The following is a 19434-nucleotide window of genomic DNA, read 5'->3' as shown; positions in this document are numbered from 1 at the left end:
CGCGCATGAAGTTCCTGCTGATGACGCTGATCACCCGGGTACCCGATCCGGTCACCGGTGTGGTCCCGACGACACGTGATCGCCTGCACGAGGTGGTCGAACAGGCCAGGCGCGCCGAGGAATTCGGCTACGACGGGTTCGCTGTCGGTGAGCGGCACGAGGATCCGTTCCTGTCGGCCGCTCCCCCGGTGGTGCTGAGCCATATCGCGGCCCTCACCTCGCGGATCAGCCTGTTCACCGCGGTCACCACGTTGAGTCTGCTCGATCCGGTGCGTGCGTTCGAGGACTATTCCACCCTGGACAACCTGTCCGAGGGCCGGCTCGAGCTGATCATCGGCAAGGGCAACGGCGCGGCGCAGGCGCAGCTCTACCACGTCACCACCGAGGATCAGTGGGAGCGCAATCGGGAAGGGTACGAACTGTTCCGGGCGCTGTGGGACAGCGAGGAAGTGACGTGGTCGGGACAGTTCCGGCCTTCGCTCGCCGCGGCCAAGGCCTTGCCCCGACCGCTGCAGCCGAGGGTGCGGATCTGGCACGGGAGTGCGACGAGCAAGGAGTCGGTGGAACTGGCCGCGCGCCACGGTGATCCGGTGTTCTCGGCGAATGTCACCAATCCGATCGAGCCGTACGCCGCGCTGATCCGCCACTATCGCGAGCGGTGGGCGCACTACGGTCACGACCCAGCCGATGCGCTGGTCGGCGCGGGCACCGCGGGCCTGCATGTCGCGCGGACCTCGCAGGAGGCCGTCGAGGTGTTCCGCCCGCTGTTCGAGGCGCGGACCTCGCTGCAGCGCAAGGTCGGTAATCCGGTCGTGTTCGAGACCGTCGAAGACTTCGTCACCCGCTCGTCGGCGCTGGTCGGCAGCCCGGAGCAGGTGATCGACAAGGTCGGCCGCTATCACGAACAGTTCGGGCACGAGGTGATCCACCTGTCCGCCGAACGTGACGGCCGCACCGAATCCGAGTACCTGGGCAGTCTCGAACTGTTCCAGGCCGAGGTGGCGCCCGAGCTGCGCCGCCGCATTCCGAGTCGTCCTCTGGCCGCTGGCCGCCAATTATCTGGAGTTATCTCGTGATCCGTCCTCGTCATCGCATCGCCGCCGCCGTCGGCGCCCTGGCCGCCGTCACCACGGTGGTCGCCTGTGGCAGCGACACCGGCGGCTCGGGTGGTCAGGCCGGACCGCCGCAGCCCGGTGGCACGTTGCGCTACGGTCTCTCCCAGGCCCCGACCTGCTCGGATCCGGCTCAGTCGGCCAGTAATCAGACCATCTACGTCGCCCGCCAGATCGTCGACTCGCTCACCGATCAGGACCCGAAGACCGGCGCGATCACACCCTGGTTGGCCAAGACCTGGGAGGTCAGCCCGGACGCGAAGGTGTTCACCTTCAAGCTCGCCGACGGCGTGACATTCAGCGACGGCACCGCGCTCACCGCGGACTCGGTGCGCGATACCTTCGACGCGACGATCAAGCTCGGCGGGGCGAAGGCAGCACTCGGGGTCAGCTATCTCACCAACTATGTCGGCACCACCGCGGTCGACAAGCTCACCGCCCGTGTCGAATTCAGCCAGCCGAACGCCCAGTTCCTGCAGGCCACCTCGACCCCGCAGCTGGGCATCCTCGCCCAGTCCACCAACGCCAAGCCCGCCGAGGCTCGGTGCGCGGGCGACAACATCGGCAGCGGACCGTTCACCTACACCAGCTGGAAGCAGGACTCCTCGGCCACGCTGGCCAAGCGTGCCGGATACAACTGGGGCTCGGCCGTTTTCGGGCACAAGGGCGAGGCGTATCTGGACAGGATCGAGTTCACCGTGGTCCCGGAATCGGGTGTGCGGACCGGCAGCCTGGCCTCGGGTCAGCTCGACGCGATCAGTGACGCGCTGCCGCAGGACGCGCCGCAGATCGAGGCCGCGGGCGGCGGGGTGCTGTCCACCTCCAACCCGGGGACCCCGTTCGGCCTCCAGCTCAATGTGACTCGTGGTCCGCTGCGTGACCAGGCCGTGCGTCAGGCGCTGCTGCCCGCACTGGATCGCAAGCAGCTCGTCGACACCGTGCTCGGCCCGCAGTTCAAGTACGCGACCGGCAGCTTGGCCTCGGCCACCCCGGCGTACCTGGATCAGTCGGCCCGGCTCGCCTACGACCCGGCCAAGGCCAAGGCCGCCCTCGACCAGGCGGGCTGGCTGCCCGGCGCCGACGGCATCCGTACCAAGAACGGTGAGCGCCTGAGCTTCTCGGTGACGTTCAGCCAGGTGTTCGCGGGCAACCAGGCGATTCTGGAACTGACCCAGCAGCAGCTGCGCCAGATCGGGGTGGATCTGAAGCTCGACCTGGTCTCCGGACCGGAGAGCACCGCGAAGATGAACACCAAGGACTACGACTCCTTCTACGGCAACTCCACCCGCGCCGATGGTGACATCCTGCGGACCTCGTTCTCGCTGACCGGTCGCAATCTCAGTGCCCGTGGCCCGATCCCGGCCCTGGACGAGGCGCTGGACAAGCAGCTGGCCACCAACGACCCGGCGGCGCGCGCGGAACTGCTCGCGACCGTGCAGAAGCTGGTGCTCGACAACGGCCTCTACCTGCCGACGATCGAACTGTCGCAGGCGATCGGCGTGGCCGGACACACCCAGGACGTGAAGTTCGAGGCCTCGGCCCGACTGCAGTTCTTCGACACCTGGCTGAGCGGGCACTGATCATGGGCCGATACGTGGGTTCGCGCGTACTGCAGGCGATCTGGGTGCTGTGGGCGGCGTTCACGATCTCCTTCCTCGTGCTGTACGCGCTGCCCTCGGATCCGGTCTCGATGGCGGCCGACGGCGCCGGCCTCGGCACCCCGGTCGACAAGGCGGCCGTAGCGGAGATGCAAGCCCGGTACGGGTTGGACAAGCCGCTGTGGGAGCAGTACCTGACCGCGCTCGGCAACGCCCTGCGCGGCGATCTGGGCCGCTCCATCAACACCGGCCAGCCGGTCACCGAAGCCATCGGTGACGCTGTCCCGCCCACTCTCGGACTGGCCGCTCTCGCACTGCTCTTGGCGATCATCGGCGGGACGATCCTCGCGTTCGCCGCTACCTACACGCAACGGCCTTGGCTGCGCAACGCCCTGAGTGCGCTACCACCGCTGGGCGTCTCGGTGCCGACATTCTGGACCGGCCTGCTCCTGTTGCAGCTGTTCTCCTTCCGGCTGCACTGGTTCCCCGCCTTCGGCGGGACCGGGCTGCGCGGGACGCTACTGCCCGCGCTGACGCTGGCGCTACCGATCGGGGCGGTGCTCGCCCAGGTTCTCGCCGCCGGGCTGGAACAGACCTGGCGTCAGCCGTTCACCGATGTGGCGCTGGCCAAGGGCGCGTCCCGCTGGTGGGTGCAGCGCCGTCATATCGCCCGGCTGGCCAGCGTGCCCGCGTTCACCATCGCGGGGGTGCTGGTCGGCACGATGCTGGCCGGGTCGGTGGTGGTGGAGTCGGTGTTCGCCCGCGCGGGCGTCGGCCGGCTCACCCAGACCTCCGTGCTCAACCAGGACATCCCCGTGGTCCAGGGCGTGGTGCTGCTCTCGGCGCTGATCTTCGTCGGCGTGAATCTGGCGGTCGACCTGCTCTATCCGCTGCTCGATCCGCGCATCACCGGGACGCGGCGCAGTCGTGCCGTACCGATCGCGGGCACCCCCGCCGAAGCCGTGTCCGTCGCTGGGAAGTCCAGCGAATCGGACGGCTCGAACACCGACACCGAAAGGAGTGAACGTGGTTGACATCCTCGTGCGCCGACCGGCGCCGACCGCACGGCCCGAATCGGTGACCGATCACGGCATCGCGCGCGTGCACCGAGCGGCCCGAACTGCCCGATGGGCCCGCGCGCACCTGGGCCTGGTGGTGTCGGGCGTGGTGCTGGCCGTCGCGGTCGGCTGGGCGGTGGCGCCCTCGGTGTTCGCCTCCGGCGATCCGCTGATCGGAGTGCCCGCGGAGAAGTTCCAGGCCCCCAGCGCGGCGCACTGGTTCGGCACCGACAATCTCGGGCGCGACCTGTACACGCGGATGGTGCACGGTGCGGGGCTCTCGCTCACCGCCACGCTCACCGCGGTCGGGATCGCGTTGGTGGTCGGGTCGGTACTCGGGCTGCTGTCGGGCGCCGCGGGCGGCATCGTCGACACCGCGATCATGCGGATCGTCGATGTGCTGCTGTCCATCCCGTCGCTGCTGCTCGCGCTGGCCCTGGTCACCGCGCTCGGCTTCGGCACCCGCAATGTGGCTGTCGCCGTGGGTGTCTCGCTGATCGCGAACTTCGCCAGGGTGATGCGCTCGGAGGTGCTACGGGTGCGGCACGCGCCCTATGTCGAGGCCGCGCACGCGTCCGGCGTGCGCTGGTACGCGGTGCTCGTCCGGCATGTGCTACCCAATGCGTTCCAGCCGGTCCTGGCCTTGGCCGCGGTCGAATTCGGCATGGCGGTGCTGGCTGTGTCCTCGCTCAGCTTCCTCGGCTACGGCACCAAACCACCCACCCCCGAATGGGGTTCGCTGATCTCGGAGGGCCGCAACTTCCTCGCCTCCGCCTGGTGGCTGACGACGCTGCCCGGCCTGGTCATCATCGCCGTGGTGTTGTCGGCTCAGCGGGTGGGTCGATTCGCTGGAAGGACCGAAACACGATGAGCGACACGACGAACGGAACGCGCCCCACGCTGAGCTCGGCCGGAACGGACCAGCCGTTGCTCCGGGTCGAAGATCTGCATATCGAGTATCGGACCAGTGCGGGGCCGGTGTCCGCGCTGCGCGGTGTGTCGATCGAGGTGGCGCGAGGAGAGGTCCTCGCCCTCGTCGGCGAGTCGGGGTCGGGAAAATCGACCTTGGCGCACGCGGTGATCGGGCTGCTCGGGGATTCGGCGGGGATCGTGGCGGGCAAGGTCGAGTTCGCCGGTGAGCGGGTCGATCCGGGCGACGAGAAGGCGCTACGGCGGCTGCGCGGGGCGCGGGTGGGATTCGTGCCACAGGATCCGGGCCTGTCCCTCAATCCGGTGCTGCGGGTGGGTGATCAGGTCGCCGAGGCGCTGCTGGTGCATCGGCTGGCCGACCGGCGCGGGGCGGCACTCCAGGCTCTCGACCTGCTGGAAGAGGTCGGGCTGGATCGCCCGGAGGTGCGGGCGCGGCAGTATCCGCACGAGCTGTCCGGCGGGCAGTGTCAGCGCGTGCTGATCGCGATCGCGCTGGCGTGCGGGCCGGAGCTGATCATCGCGGACGAGCCGACGAGCGCACTCGACGCGACGGTGGCGCGGCAGGTGCTCGATCGGCTGGCCGAGCGGATCGCGGCCCGTGGGACGGCTGTCCTGCTGATCACCCACGACCTGGCCGTTGCCGCGGAACGGGCCGATCGACTGGTGGTGCTCGAGCAGGGCAAGGTCGTCGAATCCGGCACTACCGCACAGGTTCTGCACCACCCGGCACAGCCGTACACGCAGCGCCTGCTCGCCGCGTCCCCGGCCCTGTCGCCCACCGAATTCCGGCCCCTGCGACCCCGAGCGGAAAAGCCGTTGCTGTCGGTTCACGCCCTGCACAAGCGCTTCCACGCGGGAGCGGGCTCCATCACCGCCGTCGACGATGTGGAGTTCAGTCTCGATCGTGGGGAAACGCTCGCGCTGGTCGGCGAATCCGGTTCGGGCAAGTCGACGACGGCGCGTATCGCTCTGCGACTCACCGACGCCGACAGCGGGACGGTCACCTTCGACGGCCACGACCTCACCAGCGCCCGCCGAAACCGCCTGCGCACGCTGCGTCGACGGTTCCAGGTGGTGTATCAGAACCCGTACTCCTCGCTGGATCCACGCTGGGAGGTCGCCGACATCATCGCCGAACCGCTGCGCGCCTACGGGATCGGCGACCGGACGAAACGAGTCGCCGAGCTGCTCGAACAGGTCGCGCTACCGGCGGATTTCACGAAACGCAGGCCCGCGGAACTGTCGGGCGGACAACGACAGCGCGTGGCGATCGCCCGCGCGCTGGCCCTACACCCCGACCTGCTGGTGCTCGACGAACCGGTGTCCGCGCTCGACGCCTCGGTGCAGGCGCAGATCCTCGACCTGCTCGACACCCTCCAGCACGAACTCGCCCTCGGCTACCTGTTCATCTCCCACGACCTGGCCGTGGTGCGCCGGATCAGCGACCGGGTCGCGGTGATGCGCCACGGTCGCGTCGTCGAAACCGGTTCCACCGCAACCCTGTTCACCGATCCGCGACACCCGTACACGAGGGAGCTGCTCGCGGCGATTCCCGCGCCGGGCGCCCGGATCGATCCCCTCGACGGAAAGGACCACACCCGATGAGCCAGCCCAGACTGTTCCTCGGCATCGAAACGGTGGGCACCGGAACGCACCCCGCGTCCTGGCGGCGCACCGATTCCGGCGCCGAAGACCTGTTCACCGCCGGCTACTGGACCGCCGTGATCGCCTCGGCCGAGCAGCTCGGGTTCGACGCCGTCTTCCTGCCCGACTCGTTCGGCATCCAGTCCGGGGGCGCGGCCGTGACCCGCGGCAGGCTCGACGCCGTCGCGATCGCCGCCCGCACCGCCCCGCTGACCAGCCGGATCGGCTTGATCCCGCAGGTACCGGTCACCCACACCGAACCGTTCCACGCGTCCAAGGCCGTGACCGCGCTCGACTTCGCGAGCCTGGGCCGCGCGGGGTGGGAGGTGACCGTGTCCACCACCGAGGTGGAGGCGAAGGCCTTCGGGCGCAAAGCGGTACAAGATCCGAAGTCGCTGTGGCACGAGGCCGACGAAGCGATCGAGGTGGTGACCCGGTTGTGGGACAGCTGGGAGGACGGCGCCGAGATCCGCGACGTACCCACCGGCCGGTTCATCGACCGTGACCGCCTGCACTACATCGACTTCACCGGCGACAACTTCTCGGTCAAGGGCCCGTCGATCACCCCGCGTTCGCCGCAGGGCCAACCCGTCATCACGGTCCGCGCCGACACCCCCGAGTCGACCGAGGTAGCCGTTCGCCGCGCCGACATCATCCGCATCAGCGCCCCCGATCTCGCGGCCGCCGCCGCGCATCGCGTGGCCTTGCGCGCGGCGATCGCCGCCGAGAGCCGCGATCCCGACACGGTGCAGATCCTGCTTGATCTGCCTGTGCACCTGGCAGATTCGGCAGACGCCGCACTCGCCGAGGTGCGCGAGCTCGATCACTGGGCGGCCGACCACCCGCCGCTCGGATTCCACCACGTCGGTACCGCCGCCGCGCTCGACGATCTCCTCGCCGAGATCACGCGCGCCGACGCCGTCGACGGCGTGGTCCTGCGACCGCTGGCCCTGCACGCCTCGCTGGCCGAGCTCACCACCCATCGGTCCGCTGTCGCGCCGAGCACCACCACCGCGACCCTGCGTGAGCGCCTCGGTCTCCCCCGTCCACTCAGCCGATACGCCACGACAGGAGCAGCGCGGTGACCTCGAAACCACGCAAGCAAGTCCACCTCGCCGCGCACTTCCCCGGCGTGAACAACACCACCGTCTGGGCCGATCCCGCCTCGAAATCGCAGGTCGATTTCGCGTCCTTCGAGCATCTGGCGCGCACCGCCGAGCGCGGCCTCTTCGACTTCTTCTTCCTGGCCGAGGGATTGCGGCTGCGCGAGCATCGCGGGCAGATCCACGACCTGGATGTGGTCGGCAGGCCGGACACCTTCACCGTGCTCAACGCGGTGGCGGCGGTGACCGAGCGGCTCGGGCTGGCGGGCACCATCAACAGCACCTACAACGAACCCTTCGAGGTCGCCAAGCAGTTCGCCTCGCTCGATCATCTCTCCGGCGGTCGGGCCGCGTGGAATGTGGTCACTTCCTCGGACGCGTTCACCGGCGAGAACTTCCGGCGCGGTGGTTACCTCGAACACGGTGAGCGGTATCGGCGAGCGGAACAGGTGGTCGCCGCGACCAGGGCACTGTGGGACAGCTGGCCCACCGACTCACTGGTGATCGATCGCGAGCGGGGAATCTTCGCCCGCGACATTCCCGTCACCGCCTTCCGCAGTTCACAATTCGACTTCGCGGCGCCGTTCGTCGTTCCGCCGAGTCCGCAGGGGCATCCGGTGCTGTTGCAGGCGGGCGATTCCGACGAGGGCCGCGAGTTCGGTGCGAAGACCGCCGACGCGATCTTCACCGGGCACGGCACCCTGGAGGCGGGCCAGAAATTCTACGCCGACGTCAAGGGCCGGCTGGCGAAATACGGTCGCGCACACCGTGATCTGCTGGTGCTGCCGGCGGCCACGTTCGTCCTCGGCGACACCACCGACGAGGCGCACGAACGGGCTCGCGACATCCGCTACCAGCAGGTGAGCCCGCAGACCGCCATCGCCTTCCTCGAACAGGTCTGGGGCCGTGACCTTTCCGGTTACGACCCCGACGGCCCGCTGCCCGATGTCGAGCCCGACGCCGCCGCCGAGATCACCCGCGGCCGGGTCCGGCACACGAAAGATCCACTGGCCGTGGCGAAGGCGTGGCGGGAACAGGCCGAGGCGGGCGACCTCAGCATCCGCGAACTCATCATCGAGGTCACCGCCCGCCAGCAGTTCATCGGCACACCCGCCCAGGTCGCCGAGCAGATCGACCAGTACGTGCAGTCCGACGCGTCCGACGGTTTCATCCTCGTCCCGCACCTGACACCCGGCGGGCTCGACGAATTCGTCGACACCGTGGTCCCCGAACTGCAGGAACGCGGCAGCTTCCGCACTGAATACACCGGCACTACCTTGCGCGACCATCTCGGTCTGCGTCACCCCCACCACCACACCGTCGCCGAAGGAGCACGCGCGTCATGACGATCACCGTCGAGAACCCGACCCCCACCACGACATTCGCCGACGACTGGGCGCGCTGGCATCACGCCCGCGAGGACGGCCTGCGCGATCCTCTCGGCTGGCTCAGCCTGGCGGGGTTGCACTGGCTCACCGACAGCCCGGCGCGCCTGGACGGCGTCCCCGGCACCTGGTGGGTCACCGACGACAAGGTGTTCATCACCGCCCAGCCCGCCGACCGGCTCGATGTGGACGGCGAGCGGATCGGCGGCGTGCAGATCGTGACGCCCGTGGAGGGCGCGCCGGGGGTGAGCGTGCTCAACGAGGAGCGGGTCCTCGAGGTGATCCGGCGCTCCGGTCAGTACGCGGTGCGCGTGCACGATCCGGCCGCGCCGACACTGACCGCGTTCACCGGGGTCGCGGCCTACCCGGCCGACGCCCGCTGGGTGGTGACCGGGCGCTTCACCGCGTTCGGCGAAGCACGCACCGTCACGACCGGCGCCGTGGTCGACGGGCTCGAGCACCACCACAGCGCCGCGGGAATCATCGAATTCCGCATCGGCGACAGCCACGAGGCGCTGCTCGCCTTCGGCACCCCCGACGACCTGAAGGTGCTGTTCACCGACGCCACCAGCGGCGTCACCACCTACCCGGCCGCCCGCTCGCTCGCCGTCGGCGCGGTCGAGGCCGACGGCACCGTCACGCTCGACTTCAACCGGGCGGTGAACCTGCCGTGCGCGTTCACCGACTTCGCCACCTGCCCGGTCGCACCGCGCGAGAACCGGCTGCGCGTGGCGATCGAAGCGGGAGAACAGGATCCGAAGCTATGAGCGTCGCGCTGTCGATTCTCGATCTGTCACCGATCAGCGAAGGCTCCAGTGCCGCACAGGCACTGCGCAATACCGTCGACCTCGCCCGGCAGGCCGAGCAGTGGGGGTATCGCCGATACTGGCTGGCCGAACACCATTTCGTGTCGGTGGCGAGTTCGTCGTCGCTGACGCTGCTCGGGTTGGTCGCCGCGGCGACCTCGCGCATCCGGGTGGGGACCGGCGCGGTACAGGTGGGCCATCACACCTCGGCCTCGATCGTGGAGGCCTTCGGCACCGTCGACGCGCTGTACCCGGGACGACTCGATCTGGGTCTGGGCCGGTCGGGGCATCGGCGCAGCCAGTTCGGCGCCGCGGCCACGACCACCAAGGGCGGGCACCCGATCTTGGACACGGTCACCGGCCGGACCGAGGTGCGTGACGGTGTGGTGGTGCCGCCACCGTTCGATCCACGCCGCGTCACCGACCGCACGAAGTTCCTCGCCTCGGCCGAGGCGCTGCAGCAGCCCGGCGCGGAGTCGTTGGACTTCGCCGACCAGGTGGCCGAGGTGCAAGCGCTCCTCGACGGCCGCTACTTCACCGCAGGCGGTGTCGAGCTGCACGCCGTTCCCGGCGAGGGCATCGACACCGAGCTGTGGCTGTTCGGCAGTTCGGCGGGCGAAAGCGCCGAGCTGGCAGGCAAGTCGGGGTTGCCGTTCGCGGCCGCCTACCACGTCGCGCCGGGGTCCGCACTGGACGCGGTCGAGGCGTACCGGGCGGCGTTCCGGCCGTCGGCTCAGCTGGCCGAACCGCACGTGATCGTCTCGGCGGACGTCGTCACCGCGGCCGACGACGACACCGCCCGCCACCTCGCGAGCACGTACGGACATTGGGTTCACAGCATCCGCAGCGGCGGCGCGGCCGAATACCCCGATCCCGCAACAGCGTCCCCGCTCACCCCGGATCAACTCCGCCTCGTCGACGATCGCCTGGCTTCGCAGATCGTCGGCTCGCCCACCACCGTGGTCGAACGGCTCGAGGCCCTCCAAAGGGTTACCGGCGCAGACGAATTGCTGATCACCACCATCACCCACGACCACGCCGACCGGCTCGAATCACACCGCCTGCTGGCCGATGCGTGGGGATTGCGGGCGGCCCGCGCGGCTTGATCGGCCGACCACCCTTGGGCGCCCCGCAACGTCGACTCGACTACGGGGCGCCCTTCGGCTGTCCGGGGTCCATCGCCGTGCGCAACCGCTCGAGCAACCGCTCGAACTGCGCGAGCTGGTCGGGCTCGTATTCGGCGAGGATCGCGTCCTGCTCGGCGTTGATCGGGTGGAAGAACTCGTCGGCCAGCTGTCGAGCGTTCGCGCTGCACCGCAACGTCACGACCCGGCGATCGGCGTGCTCGCGGCTGCGGGTGATATATCCCGCCTGCTCCAGCCGGTTGAGCAGGGTGGTCATCGCCCCCGAGGTCAGGGTGATCCGCTTGCTCAGCAGCGCGGGAGACAGCGGTTCTTCGGCGTGTTCGGCGGCCGCGATCTCCATCAGCGCGAAGGCGTCGGTGGAGTGCACGCCGAGCGTTTCCGCGAATCGGCGGCCCAGTTCGGTGAAGCTCGCGCCGTAGTCGATGAGCCCCGCGGCGAGCCGCTGCCGCCGCATCGCGACATCGCCGGACGTCTGCTCCACCATCTCGTCCTCTCGTCGACCACCGATTGACAACTTACCTGCCCGCCATTTACCTTCATCGTAAAGTAACTTTACGACGGAGGTATAGTGCGGACAGAAACCGAGACTCCACCGCTGCGCTTGTGGCTGGGGCTGATCGCCGTCTCACTCGGCGTCGCGTTGATCGTGGTCGACCTGACGATCGTGAACGTGATCCTCGCGCCGATCGTCGAGGACCTGGCGATCACCTCGATTCAGGCGCAATGGATCCAGGAGTCGTACGCGATCGTTTTCGCCGCGCTCCTCCTGGTCGCCGGCCGACTCAGCGATCTCTACGGCGCACGCAGGCTGTTCCTGATCGGGCTGGTCGTCTTCGGCGCCACCAGCCTGCTCGCCGCGCTCGCGCCCAGTGGCGGCCTGCTCATCGCGGCCCGCTTCCTGCAGGGCGTCGGCGGGGCGATGATCCTGCCGACCTCGCTGGCTCTGGTGAACGCGGCATTCACCGGAAAGGCTCGCGGACAGGCCTTCGCGATCTGGGGATCCACGATCGGCGCGGCCGCGGCGCTCGGCCCGCTGCTCGGCGGCTGGCTTGCCGACTTCTCCTGGCGGTGGGCTTTCGGCATCAACATCCCCGCGGTCGCGCTGATCATGGTGGCCGTGCTGATCCATCTCCCCGCCGCACCGAAGAACGCCGGTCACGTCGATTGGCTCGGAGCGGCCCAGTCCGCACTCGGCCTCGGGCTGCTCGCCTTCGCCATGATCGAGGGCCGGCACTACGGATGGCTGGTCGTCACCGAGCCGCTGAGCATCGGCGGGTTCGCTTGGCGCAGTGGGCTTTCACCAGTTCTCGTCGCGTTCGTCGGCGCCGCCCTCGCCCTCGGGCTCTTCTGGCGCCGACAGGCGCTACTCGGACGTACCGACGGGGAACCGCTGGTCGACGTGCGGCTGTTCTCGATCGATTCGTTCCGCAGGGGCAATGTGGTGACACTGATCGTCGGCGTCGGCGAGTTCGGCATCATCGCGGTCCTGCCGCTGTGGATGCAATTCGCCCTCGACTACACCGCGCTGCAGGCCGGGCTCGCCCTCCTGCCGCTCGCGATCGGCAGTTTCGTCGCCAGCGGCGCGAGTTTCTCACTGACGGCCTCGGTCTCGGCCTTGGGCCAGGTCAGGATCGGTTTGCTGCTGGAAGCGGCCGGACTGGCGCTGCTCGGCTTGTTCGCCGCGGCGGACAGCAGCTGGTGGTCGATCGCGCTCGCGCTGTTCGTCTACGGCATCGGCGTCGGCTTCGCTACCGCCCAGGTCACCAATATCGTGCTCGCCGACGTGCCGGGCGAGAGCGCGGGACAGGGCTCGGGAATTCAAAGCGCGGCACGCGAACTCGGCTCAGCATTGGGCATCGCCGTCCTCACCACCATCTACTTCAGCACCGTCGGCACCGGCCTGCGCGACCGCCTGACCGACGCGGGCCTGCCCGAACCCGAAGTGCGGCAACTGGAGCCGACCGTCACCGACAGCGCCGGTTCGGCGATCGGAGCGTTCGCCGAAAACCCGGACACAGTGCCCATCGCGGAAGCGGCGCGCGCGGCCATGGCCGCGGGCATCGAGGTGGCGAGCTACCTGTGCGCCGGCCTGCTCGTGCTCGCCTTGGCCACTACGGCGTTCGTCAAACCCGAACGACACGAGTAGCACCAGTTCACCCGGGGGCCCGGACTCGTTTCGCGGCCCCCACGCTCTCGTCAAGCCCGCATCAATCACACTCCCCCTTCTATACGTAGGCGTATATCAGCGCTACTCTCGACTTATACGCCGCCGTACACATGGAGGTTCCAGCTATGCGACTACCCGAATCGGCCCACACCGGCCAACCCTGGCGCATCCACGAGATCGCTCCCGACTTCCATGTCGAGGACATCTGGAAATTCCGGACCCCCGGTGGCGGTCCCGACGACTTCCCCGCCCTGCTCGCCGCCCTCCAGGCCGAACGCGCCTCCGAGTCCACCGGCATCAGCGGCCTGCTGTTCAAGATCCGCTGGAAGCTGGGCGAACTGTTCGGCTGGGACCGCGAAGACGCAGGCACCGGCACCCGGGTCGCCTCCCTCCGCGACCGCCTCCCCGCCGACCTGCGCGACACCGACGTCCCCACCGACGACAGCCCCCTCACTGCCCTCTACGTCCTGGACAACGAATACGCCGCCGAAATCGCCAACGGCACGATGCACGGCATCATGCACCTGGGCTGGGTCCCCGACAACACCGGCTACCACCTACAAATGGCCGTCCTGGTGAAGCCCAACGGCTGGTTCGGCCGCTTCTACATGGCCTTGATCAAGCCCTTCCGCTACGGCATCGTCTACCCGGCGATGACCCGCAGCTGGGAACACACCTGGAACGACCTGGCCGTCAAGCGGTAAGCGCTGTTCCTAGGCGCTGAGGGGGGCGGCGGATACTCCGTAGCCGAGGTTGGTGAGGACTTCGCTGGTGGCCTTGGCGAAGTTCAAGGTGATGAAGTGGAGGCAGGGGGCGCCTTCTTCGGTGAGGCGCTGGGCCATTTCGGTGGCGATCTGGATGCCTTCGGCGCGGACGGCGGCACGGTCTTCCTCCGGGCCGGTGCCTGCCGCGCGGGTGAGGCGGGCTACCACGTCGGCGGGGACGGGGCGGCCGCTGAGTTCTTCGGCGCGGGCGACCGTGCGCAGGGAGGTGATGGGCATCAGCTCGGGGATGATCGGCTTGGCGCCCTCGATGGGGTCCATGGCGATCACGCGGTCGCGCAGACGCAGATAGTGCTCGACGTCGAAGAACATCTGGGTGATCGAATACTCCGCTCCCGCACGGAGTTTCGCCGCCAGGTGGTGGGTGTCGTGGTCGAGGTCGGGCGAGCGGTGGTGGCCCTGGGGGAACGAGGCGACGCCGACGTGGAAGTCCCCGAGATCGCGCACGATGCGGACCAGTTCCTCCGCGTATTCGACCCCGCCGGGGTGCTTGGCCCATTCGCCCAGCGGGTCACCGGGCGGGTCACCGCGCAGGACCAGGACATTGCAGATGCCGGAGTCGGCGTACGAGCCGATCAGGGAGCGCAGTTCGGCGATGCTGTGCCCGACCGCGGTGAGGTGGGCGACCGGCAGCAGGGTGGTTTCCTGCGCGAGCGCACCGGTGATACGCACGGTGCGGTCGCGGGTGGACCCGCCCGCACCGTAGGTCATCGACACGAAGGCGGGATGCATGCGTTCGAACTCGCGAACCGCGCGCCACAGCCGAGCCTCGCCCGCTTCGTCGCGCGGAGGATTGAACTCCACGGAGAACGGCACGCCGTTGCCCGAATGGGTGCGCAGACTCTGCACCACCGAGGGGGTGTTCGAGACGATCGACGGCCGCTGGGCGGGTCGATCTGGGGTCGAACTTCCCCGTCCATTGTCGAAATCCACCGGCTCAGTCTAGTGGGAGGCGATGACGCCCCGGCACCGACTGGGAAACCGGGCGCCGAACATCGGACAATGCGTCAAGGCCGATGGACATGCCCGCGGGCGGCAGCACCGCGGAAACCCGGATGTGGGCTGCGTCGCAGCGGCCCTGTGCGCCGCGAGCGCGCCCGGTCCGCCCGCGTATCGTTCGAGACAACGCTGGTGACCGCACCACCGAGTGCCCAACCGGTCCCGCTGTTCGCCCACTTCGCCCCTGGAGGCCGCCCTGTCCGCCGGAATCGGTACCCCGCTATCCCGGTCCGCCGCCGACGCTCTGACCTCGGTCGATCTCGTCGCGCTGACCCCGGGCACACCGGCCTTCGTCGCCGCTGTCGAACAGGTGCTGACCAGTTTCTTCGCCACCCGGCGTGAGATCGTCGAGCCGCTGGGGCCCGTCTTCCTCGACGCCGTCGAAGCGCTCGGACAGTTCGTGGTTCGTGGCGGCAAGCGCACGAGACCGGGATTCGCGTGGACCGGCTGGCTGGGCGCCGGTGGCGATCCCGCCGGGCCGGATGCCGCCGCCGTACTCACCGCCTGTTCGGCCCTGGAATTGGTGCAGGCGTGCGCGCTCGTGCACGACGACATCATCGACTCCTCGCGTACTCGGCGCGGGTTCCCGACCGTGCACATCGAGTTCGAGGATCGGCACGCGGCGGCGGGCTGGCCCGGCGACGGCGCCGCCTACGGCTCGGCGGTCGCGATTCTGATCGGCGATCTCGCGCTGGCCTGGGCGGACGATCTGGTGCACGAGGCCGGTTTGAGCCCGCGGGCGCTGGCCCGGTTCGCGCCGGTGTGGGCCCGGATGCGGACCGAGGTGCTCGGTGGGCAACTCCTCGACATCAACGGCGAGGCGGGCGGCGACGAGTCGGTCGAGGCCGCGTTGCGGATCAACCGGTACAAAACCGCCGCGTACACGATCGAACGGCCGTTGCATCTGGGCGCGGCGCTGGCGGGTGCCGACGAGGCACTGGTGGACGCGCTGCGGATCTACGGAACCGACGTGGGGATCGCGTTCCAGCTGCGTGACGACCTGCTCGGCGTGTTCGGCGACCCGGCGGTGACCGGGAAGCCGTCGGGCGACGACCTGCGGGAGGGCAAGCGGACCGTGTTGATCGCCGAGGCGCTGCGCCGGGCCGATCCGGCCTCCGCCGCGCTGATCCGGACCGGCCTCGGCACGGACCTCGACGACGACGCCGTCGACCGGCTGCGCGCAGTGCTCACCGACCTGGGCGCGGTCGACGACGTGGAGCGCCGGATCACCGAGCTCACCGACACCGGGCTCGCCGCCATCGCGACCAGTTCCGCGACGCCGGAGGCCAAGCAGTTGCTCCACACCATGGCACTGGCTGCCACTCGCCGCGCAGCCTGATAGGAAAAGTGTTGTGGGACAAGGGAATCACGTCGTCGTAGTCGGAGCCGGGCTGGCAGGTCTGGCGGCCGCGCTGCACCTGCGGGGCGCGGGTCGCGAGGTGACGGTGCTGGAACGGGCCGATCATCCGGGCGGCCGGGTGGGTCGATACCGGTTCGACGACTACGAGATCGACAGCGGCGCAACGGTACTCACCTTGCCGGAGGTGATCGACGACGCGCTGGCCGCCGTCGGGCACACCAGGCAGAGCGTGGGCCTGCGCATCCACCGCCTCGCGCCCGCCTATCACGCACGCTTCGCCGACGGCAGCGACATCCGCGTCTTCGACGACGCCGATCTGATGGCCGCCGAGGTCGAAAGTGCTTGTGGGCCTACCGAAGCGCGCAACTACCGCCGACTGCGCGACTGGCTCGGCCGCGTCTACGACGCCGAGTTCGACGAGTTCATGAACGCCGATTTCGATTCGCCGCTCGACATGGTGCGCACACCGCGCTCCCGGGCCGCGCTCACCGCGCTCGCCAAGCTCGGCGGCTTCGGCAAACTCGGGCCACGCGTACGGTCCTTTCTGGGCGACGAACGACTGACCAGGCTGTTCACCTTCCAGGCGCTGTACGCGGGCATGTCGCCGGACGACGCGCTCGCCGTCTACGGCGCGATCCCGAACATGGACACCTGCCTGGGTGTCTACTTCCCCGAAGGCGGAATGCGCGCGATCACGGCGGCGCTCGCCGAGGCGTTCACGGCCGCGGGTGGTCAGCTCGTACTGAATGCCGACGTCGACGGCATAGACTATCGCCCCGCACGGACACCGAACGGACAGGGGCAGAAGGGCCGTGGCCGACGCGCCGAAGCGGTGCGCACCGCCGACGGGCGCACCTACCCCTGCGACGCGGTGGTCCTCACCGCCGATATCGGCTCACTGCCGACATTCGGCCTGCGCCACCGTCGCGGCCTGCGCGCCTCTCCCTCGGCCGTCGTCGCCCACGGCACCATCCCGGCCGAAGTCGCCGCACGCTGGCCCGTACAGGCCCATCACACCATCGAGTTCGGCGCCGCCTGGGCACAGACCTTCGCCGAGATCGCCGCGCGCAAGGGCCGCGGCCGGCTCATGAGCGATCCGTCGCTGCTGCTCACCCGGCCCGCGCTCACCGACGCCGACCAGTTCGTCGACCGGGCCACCGGGCGCTTCGAACCACTGTCGGTGCTCGCGCCGTGCCCCAACCTGACCGCCGCCCCGCTCGACTGGGACCGGCTCGCCCCCGCCTACCTGCGCGAGCTGCTCGGGGTACTGGAGCAGCGCGGCTACACCGGCATCGCCGAACATTTCCGCGTCGACCACCTCGACACACCCGCCACGTGGGCCGCCCAGGGCATGATCGCGGGCACTCCGTTCTCCCTCGCCCATGTATTCCGGCAAACCGGGCCATTCCGGCCACGCAATCTGCCAAGGGGTGTGGACAACGTCGTTCTCGCAGGTTGCGGCACCACTCCGGGGGTGGGTGTGCCCACCACACTGCTGTCCGGCAAGCTGGCGGCGGCACGAATCACCGGCAGCCGGGCACACGCCGGTACCGACCACCGGGTTAGTGTTCCAACTTGAAGCCGTAAACTGACGGCCGACTTATCAGCTCGCGGTTGCGACCGCCGACCATCCGGGGGGACCGACCGAACATGCCGCCCTCCGAGACGACCGTAGGCACCATGGACAACACGCGCACCCTCGAGCGCCAGCGTCACCTACCCGCCGGGAGCGACCCGGGCGTCCGGACCTGGCTGCGCACCGCAGGCGAGTTCGCCAGGAGCCCCGAGGGCCACGCCGCTCTGATGGGTTTCTTCGGCGCCATGATGATCACCTTCGGTGGCTTCGGTGCGGGGGCTGTTCGCAAACGCGATCCGCTGCTCGAAGCGCTGCACCTGTCGTGGCTGCGATTCGGCCACGGATACGTGCTGTCGACGATCGTGATCTGGATCGGCGTGCTGCTGATGATCACGGCGTGGGTCCGGCTGGGTCGCACCACCATCGGCCAGGGCGAATCGACGGTCACGCTCAACGAGTTGCGGGCGATCGTCGGAATCTGGATCACGCCCCTGCTGTTCGCGGCGCCGATGTTCAGCCGTGACTCCTACTCCTACCTCGCCCAGGGTGCCCTGTTGCGTGACGGTTTCGACCCCTATCAGGTGGGTCCCGTCGCCAATCCCGGCGTGCTGCTGGACAACGTGAGCCCGGTCTGGACCACCACCACCGCCCCGTACGGCCCCGTCTTCTTGTTGATGGGCCGTGCGATCACCTCGCTCACCGGCGAGAACGTCATCGCCGGGACCATCGCGCTGCGCGTCGTCATGCTGCCCGGACTGGCGCTGATGATGTGGGCGGTGCCGTATCTGACCAAGCATCTGGGCGGAAAGCCGACGGTCGCGCTGTGGCTGGCCGTGCTCAACCCGCTGGTGCTGGTGCATCTGATCGGTGGCGTGCACAACGAGATGCTGATGGTCGGGCTGATGTGCGCGGGCGTCGCGCTCGTGCTCGAACGCCATCATGTGGCCGGCATCGTGGTGGTCGCCATCGGCGTGGCGATCAAGGCGACGGCAGGCGTGGCACTGCCGTTCCTGGTGTGGATCTGGATTCTGCACGAGAAGGAACGGCGAGCCGCCGAGCGGCGAGCCGCGGTGGATTCCGACGCCGCACTCGCCGAAGAACAGAAACACCCCGACGCTGCCAGACCGTCCGCGGATATGCCGCACCCGCTGTTCGTCTTCGCCAAGATCGCCGGTATCGGCGTGGGCGTGTTCGCGCTGGTGTTCGGCGCGGCGTCGGTGATCGCGGGAGTCGGTTTCGGCTGGGTCACCGCGTTGCAGGGCTCGAACAAGATCATCAACTGGCTGTCGCTGCCGACGATCCTCGCGCACATGGTCACCTGGGTGACCCCGCTCGATTTCAACTCCGTGCTGGACGTGACCCGCCTGCTGTGCCAGATCGCCATGGTCGCGCTGCTCGTCGCGACCTGGTGGCGGTTCCGGCACAGTGAGCGTGAGGCCGTGATGGGCATCATCATCGCCTTCGTCGCGATCGTGCTGCTCTCCCCCGCCGCTTTGCCCTGGTACTACTCGTGGCCGCTCGCGCTGGCCGCCGGGTTCGCGATGTCGACCCGCACGTTGATGTGGCTGGTCGGGATCTGCACATGGCTGATGCTGGTGTTCCAGCCCGACGGGTCGATCGGCCTCTACAACTTCTGGCATGTCGCGCTCGCGACCTTCGCCGCCGTGGTCGCGGCGGTGTCGCTGCGCACCGTCGATCCGCTGCATCTGCGTTCGGCCGGTTCGAAGGCCGTTGCCACGGAATCGGCGCCGCCAGTTCGAGCATGAGCC

Annotated in this window: 16 protein-coding genes; 14 read left to right on the top strand and 2 right to left on the bottom strand. The window is 69.1% G+C overall.

Translation table 11 applies throughout. The features are described from left to right. The first annotated feature begins 5 nt into the window (after positions 1-5). The 9 genes from ACFTS5_RS28010 to ACFTS5_RS27970 all read left to right on the top strand — a co-directional run bounded on the left by ACFTS5_RS28010 (position 6) and on the right by ACFTS5_RS27970 (position 10742). The gene (locus ACFTS5_RS28010) at positions 6-1076 is read left to right on the top strand and encodes an LLM class flavin-dependent oxidoreductase (protein WP_378636646.1); all 1071 of its coding nucleotides are present in this window, start codon (positions 6-8) and stop codon (positions 1074-1076) included. Continuing rightward, positions 1073-2692, top strand: coding sequence for an ABC transporter substrate-binding protein (locus ACFTS5_RS28005; protein WP_378636643.1), 1620 nt, complete (start codon positions 1073-1075; stop codon positions 2690-2692). Before ACFTS5_RS28010 ends, ACFTS5_RS28005 begins: the two co-directional genes overlap by 4 nt. Positions 2693-2694: 2 nt before the next feature. Then, a complete protein-coding gene (locus ACFTS5_RS28000; RefSeq protein ID WP_378636641.1) occupies positions 2695-3744 on the top strand; it encodes an ABC transporter permease in 1050 nt (349 codons plus the stop codon). A 67-nt stretch (positions 3745-3811) separates the two neighbouring features. Then, positions 3812-4639 (top strand): ABC transporter permease, encoded by an 828-nt coding sequence (locus ACFTS5_RS27995; RefSeq protein WP_378636830.1) that lies wholly within the window; start codon positions 3812-3814, stop codon positions 4637-4639. Beyond that, positions 4636-6303 carry a dipeptide ABC transporter ATP-binding protein gene (locus tag ACFTS5_RS27990; protein WP_378636638.1) on the top strand — a complete coding sequence of 556 codons (1668 nt, stop codon included), beginning with the start codon at positions 4636-4638 and terminating at the stop codon, positions 6301-6303. Before ACFTS5_RS27995 ends, ACFTS5_RS27990 begins: the two co-directional genes overlap by 4 nt. Next, entirely contained in the window at positions 6300-7427 is a 1128-nt protein-coding gene (locus tag ACFTS5_RS27985) for an LLM class flavin-dependent oxidoreductase (protein ID WP_378636636.1), read from the top strand. Before ACFTS5_RS27990 ends, ACFTS5_RS27985 begins: the two co-directional genes overlap by 4 nt. Beyond that, the gene (locus ACFTS5_RS27980; RefSeq protein WP_378636633.1) at positions 7424-8791 is read left to right on the top strand and encodes an NtaA/DmoA family FMN-dependent monooxygenase; all 1368 of its coding nucleotides are present in this window, start codon (positions 7424-7426) and stop codon (positions 8789-8791) included. Before ACFTS5_RS27985 ends, ACFTS5_RS27980 begins: the two co-directional genes overlap by 4 nt. Further along, a complete protein-coding gene (locus ACFTS5_RS27975; protein WP_378636630.1) occupies positions 8788-9597 on the top strand; it encodes a DUF1684 domain-containing protein in 810 nt (269 codons plus the stop codon). Before ACFTS5_RS27980 ends, ACFTS5_RS27975 begins: the two co-directional genes overlap by 4 nt. After that, positions 9594-10742: an LLM class flavin-dependent oxidoreductase gene (locus ACFTS5_RS27970; RefSeq protein WP_378636628.1), complete on the top strand. Its 1149-nt coding sequence runs from the start codon at positions 9594-9596 to the stop codon at positions 10740-10742. The genes ACFTS5_RS27975 and ACFTS5_RS27970 overlap by 4 nt, the downstream gene beginning before the upstream one ends. Positions 10743-10782: 40 nt before the next feature. Here ACFTS5_RS27970 and ACFTS5_RS27965 read toward each other — a convergent pair whose 3' ends face one another. Beyond that, complete coding sequence (locus tag ACFTS5_RS27965; RefSeq protein WP_378636625.1) at positions 10783-11265, bottom strand: MarR family winged helix-turn-helix transcriptional regulator; 483 nt, start codon at positions 11263-11265, stop codon at positions 10783-10785. 84 nt (positions 11266-11349) lie between these two features. On the opposite strand from ACFTS5_RS27965, the gene ACFTS5_RS27960 reads away from it, so the two are divergent. Together ACFTS5_RS27960 and ACFTS5_RS27955 are read left to right on the top strand one after the other, a co-directional pair. After that, on the top strand, positions 11350-12927 hold the full coding sequence (locus ACFTS5_RS27960; RefSeq protein ID WP_378636622.1) for a DHA2 family efflux MFS transporter permease subunit: 1578 nt from the start codon (positions 11350-11352) through the stop codon (positions 12925-12927). 146 nt (positions 12928-13073) lie between these two features. Next, a complete protein-coding gene (locus tag ACFTS5_RS27955) occupies positions 13074-13652 on the top strand; it encodes a DUF2867 domain-containing protein (RefSeq protein ID WP_378636619.1) in 579 nt (192 codons plus the stop codon). A 9-nt stretch (positions 13653-13661) separates the two neighbouring features. Here ACFTS5_RS27955 and ACFTS5_RS27950 read toward each other — a convergent pair whose 3' ends face one another. Next, positions 13662-14663: a methylenetetrahydrofolate reductase gene (locus tag ACFTS5_RS27950; RefSeq protein ID WP_378636616.1), complete on the bottom strand. Its 1002-nt coding sequence runs from the start codon at positions 14661-14663 to the stop codon at positions 13662-13664. 250 nt (positions 14664-14913) lie between these two features. On the opposite strand from ACFTS5_RS27950, the gene ACFTS5_RS27945 reads away from it, so the two are divergent. From ACFTS5_RS27945 to ACFTS5_RS27935, 3 genes are all read left to right on the top strand, one after another. After that, positions 14914-16068: a polyprenyl synthetase family protein gene (locus ACFTS5_RS27945; RefSeq protein WP_378636827.1), complete on the top strand. Its 1155-nt coding sequence runs from the start codon at positions 14914-14916 to the stop codon at positions 16066-16068. Positions 16069-16081: 13 nt separating this feature from the next. After that, complete coding sequence (gene crtI, locus ACFTS5_RS27940) at positions 16082-17668, top strand: phytoene desaturase family protein (RefSeq protein WP_378636613.1); 1587 nt, start codon at positions 16082-16084, stop codon at positions 17666-17668. Between the two features lie 101 nt (positions 17669-17769). Next, positions 17770-19431 (top strand): alpha-(1->6)-mannopyranosyltransferase A, encoded by a 1662-nt coding sequence (locus tag ACFTS5_RS27935; protein WP_378636611.1) that lies wholly within the window; start codon positions 17770-17772, stop codon positions 19429-19431. Positions 19432-19434 lie beyond the last annotated feature (3 nt).

The organism is Nocardia sp. NPDC056952 (assembly GCF_042674185.1).
GTDB lineage: Bacteria > Actinomycetota > Actinomycetes > Mycobacteriales > Mycobacteriaceae > Nocardia.
Note: the sequence above shows the minus strand (reverse complement) of the source record. Positions and strands in the feature narration are given on the sequence as shown.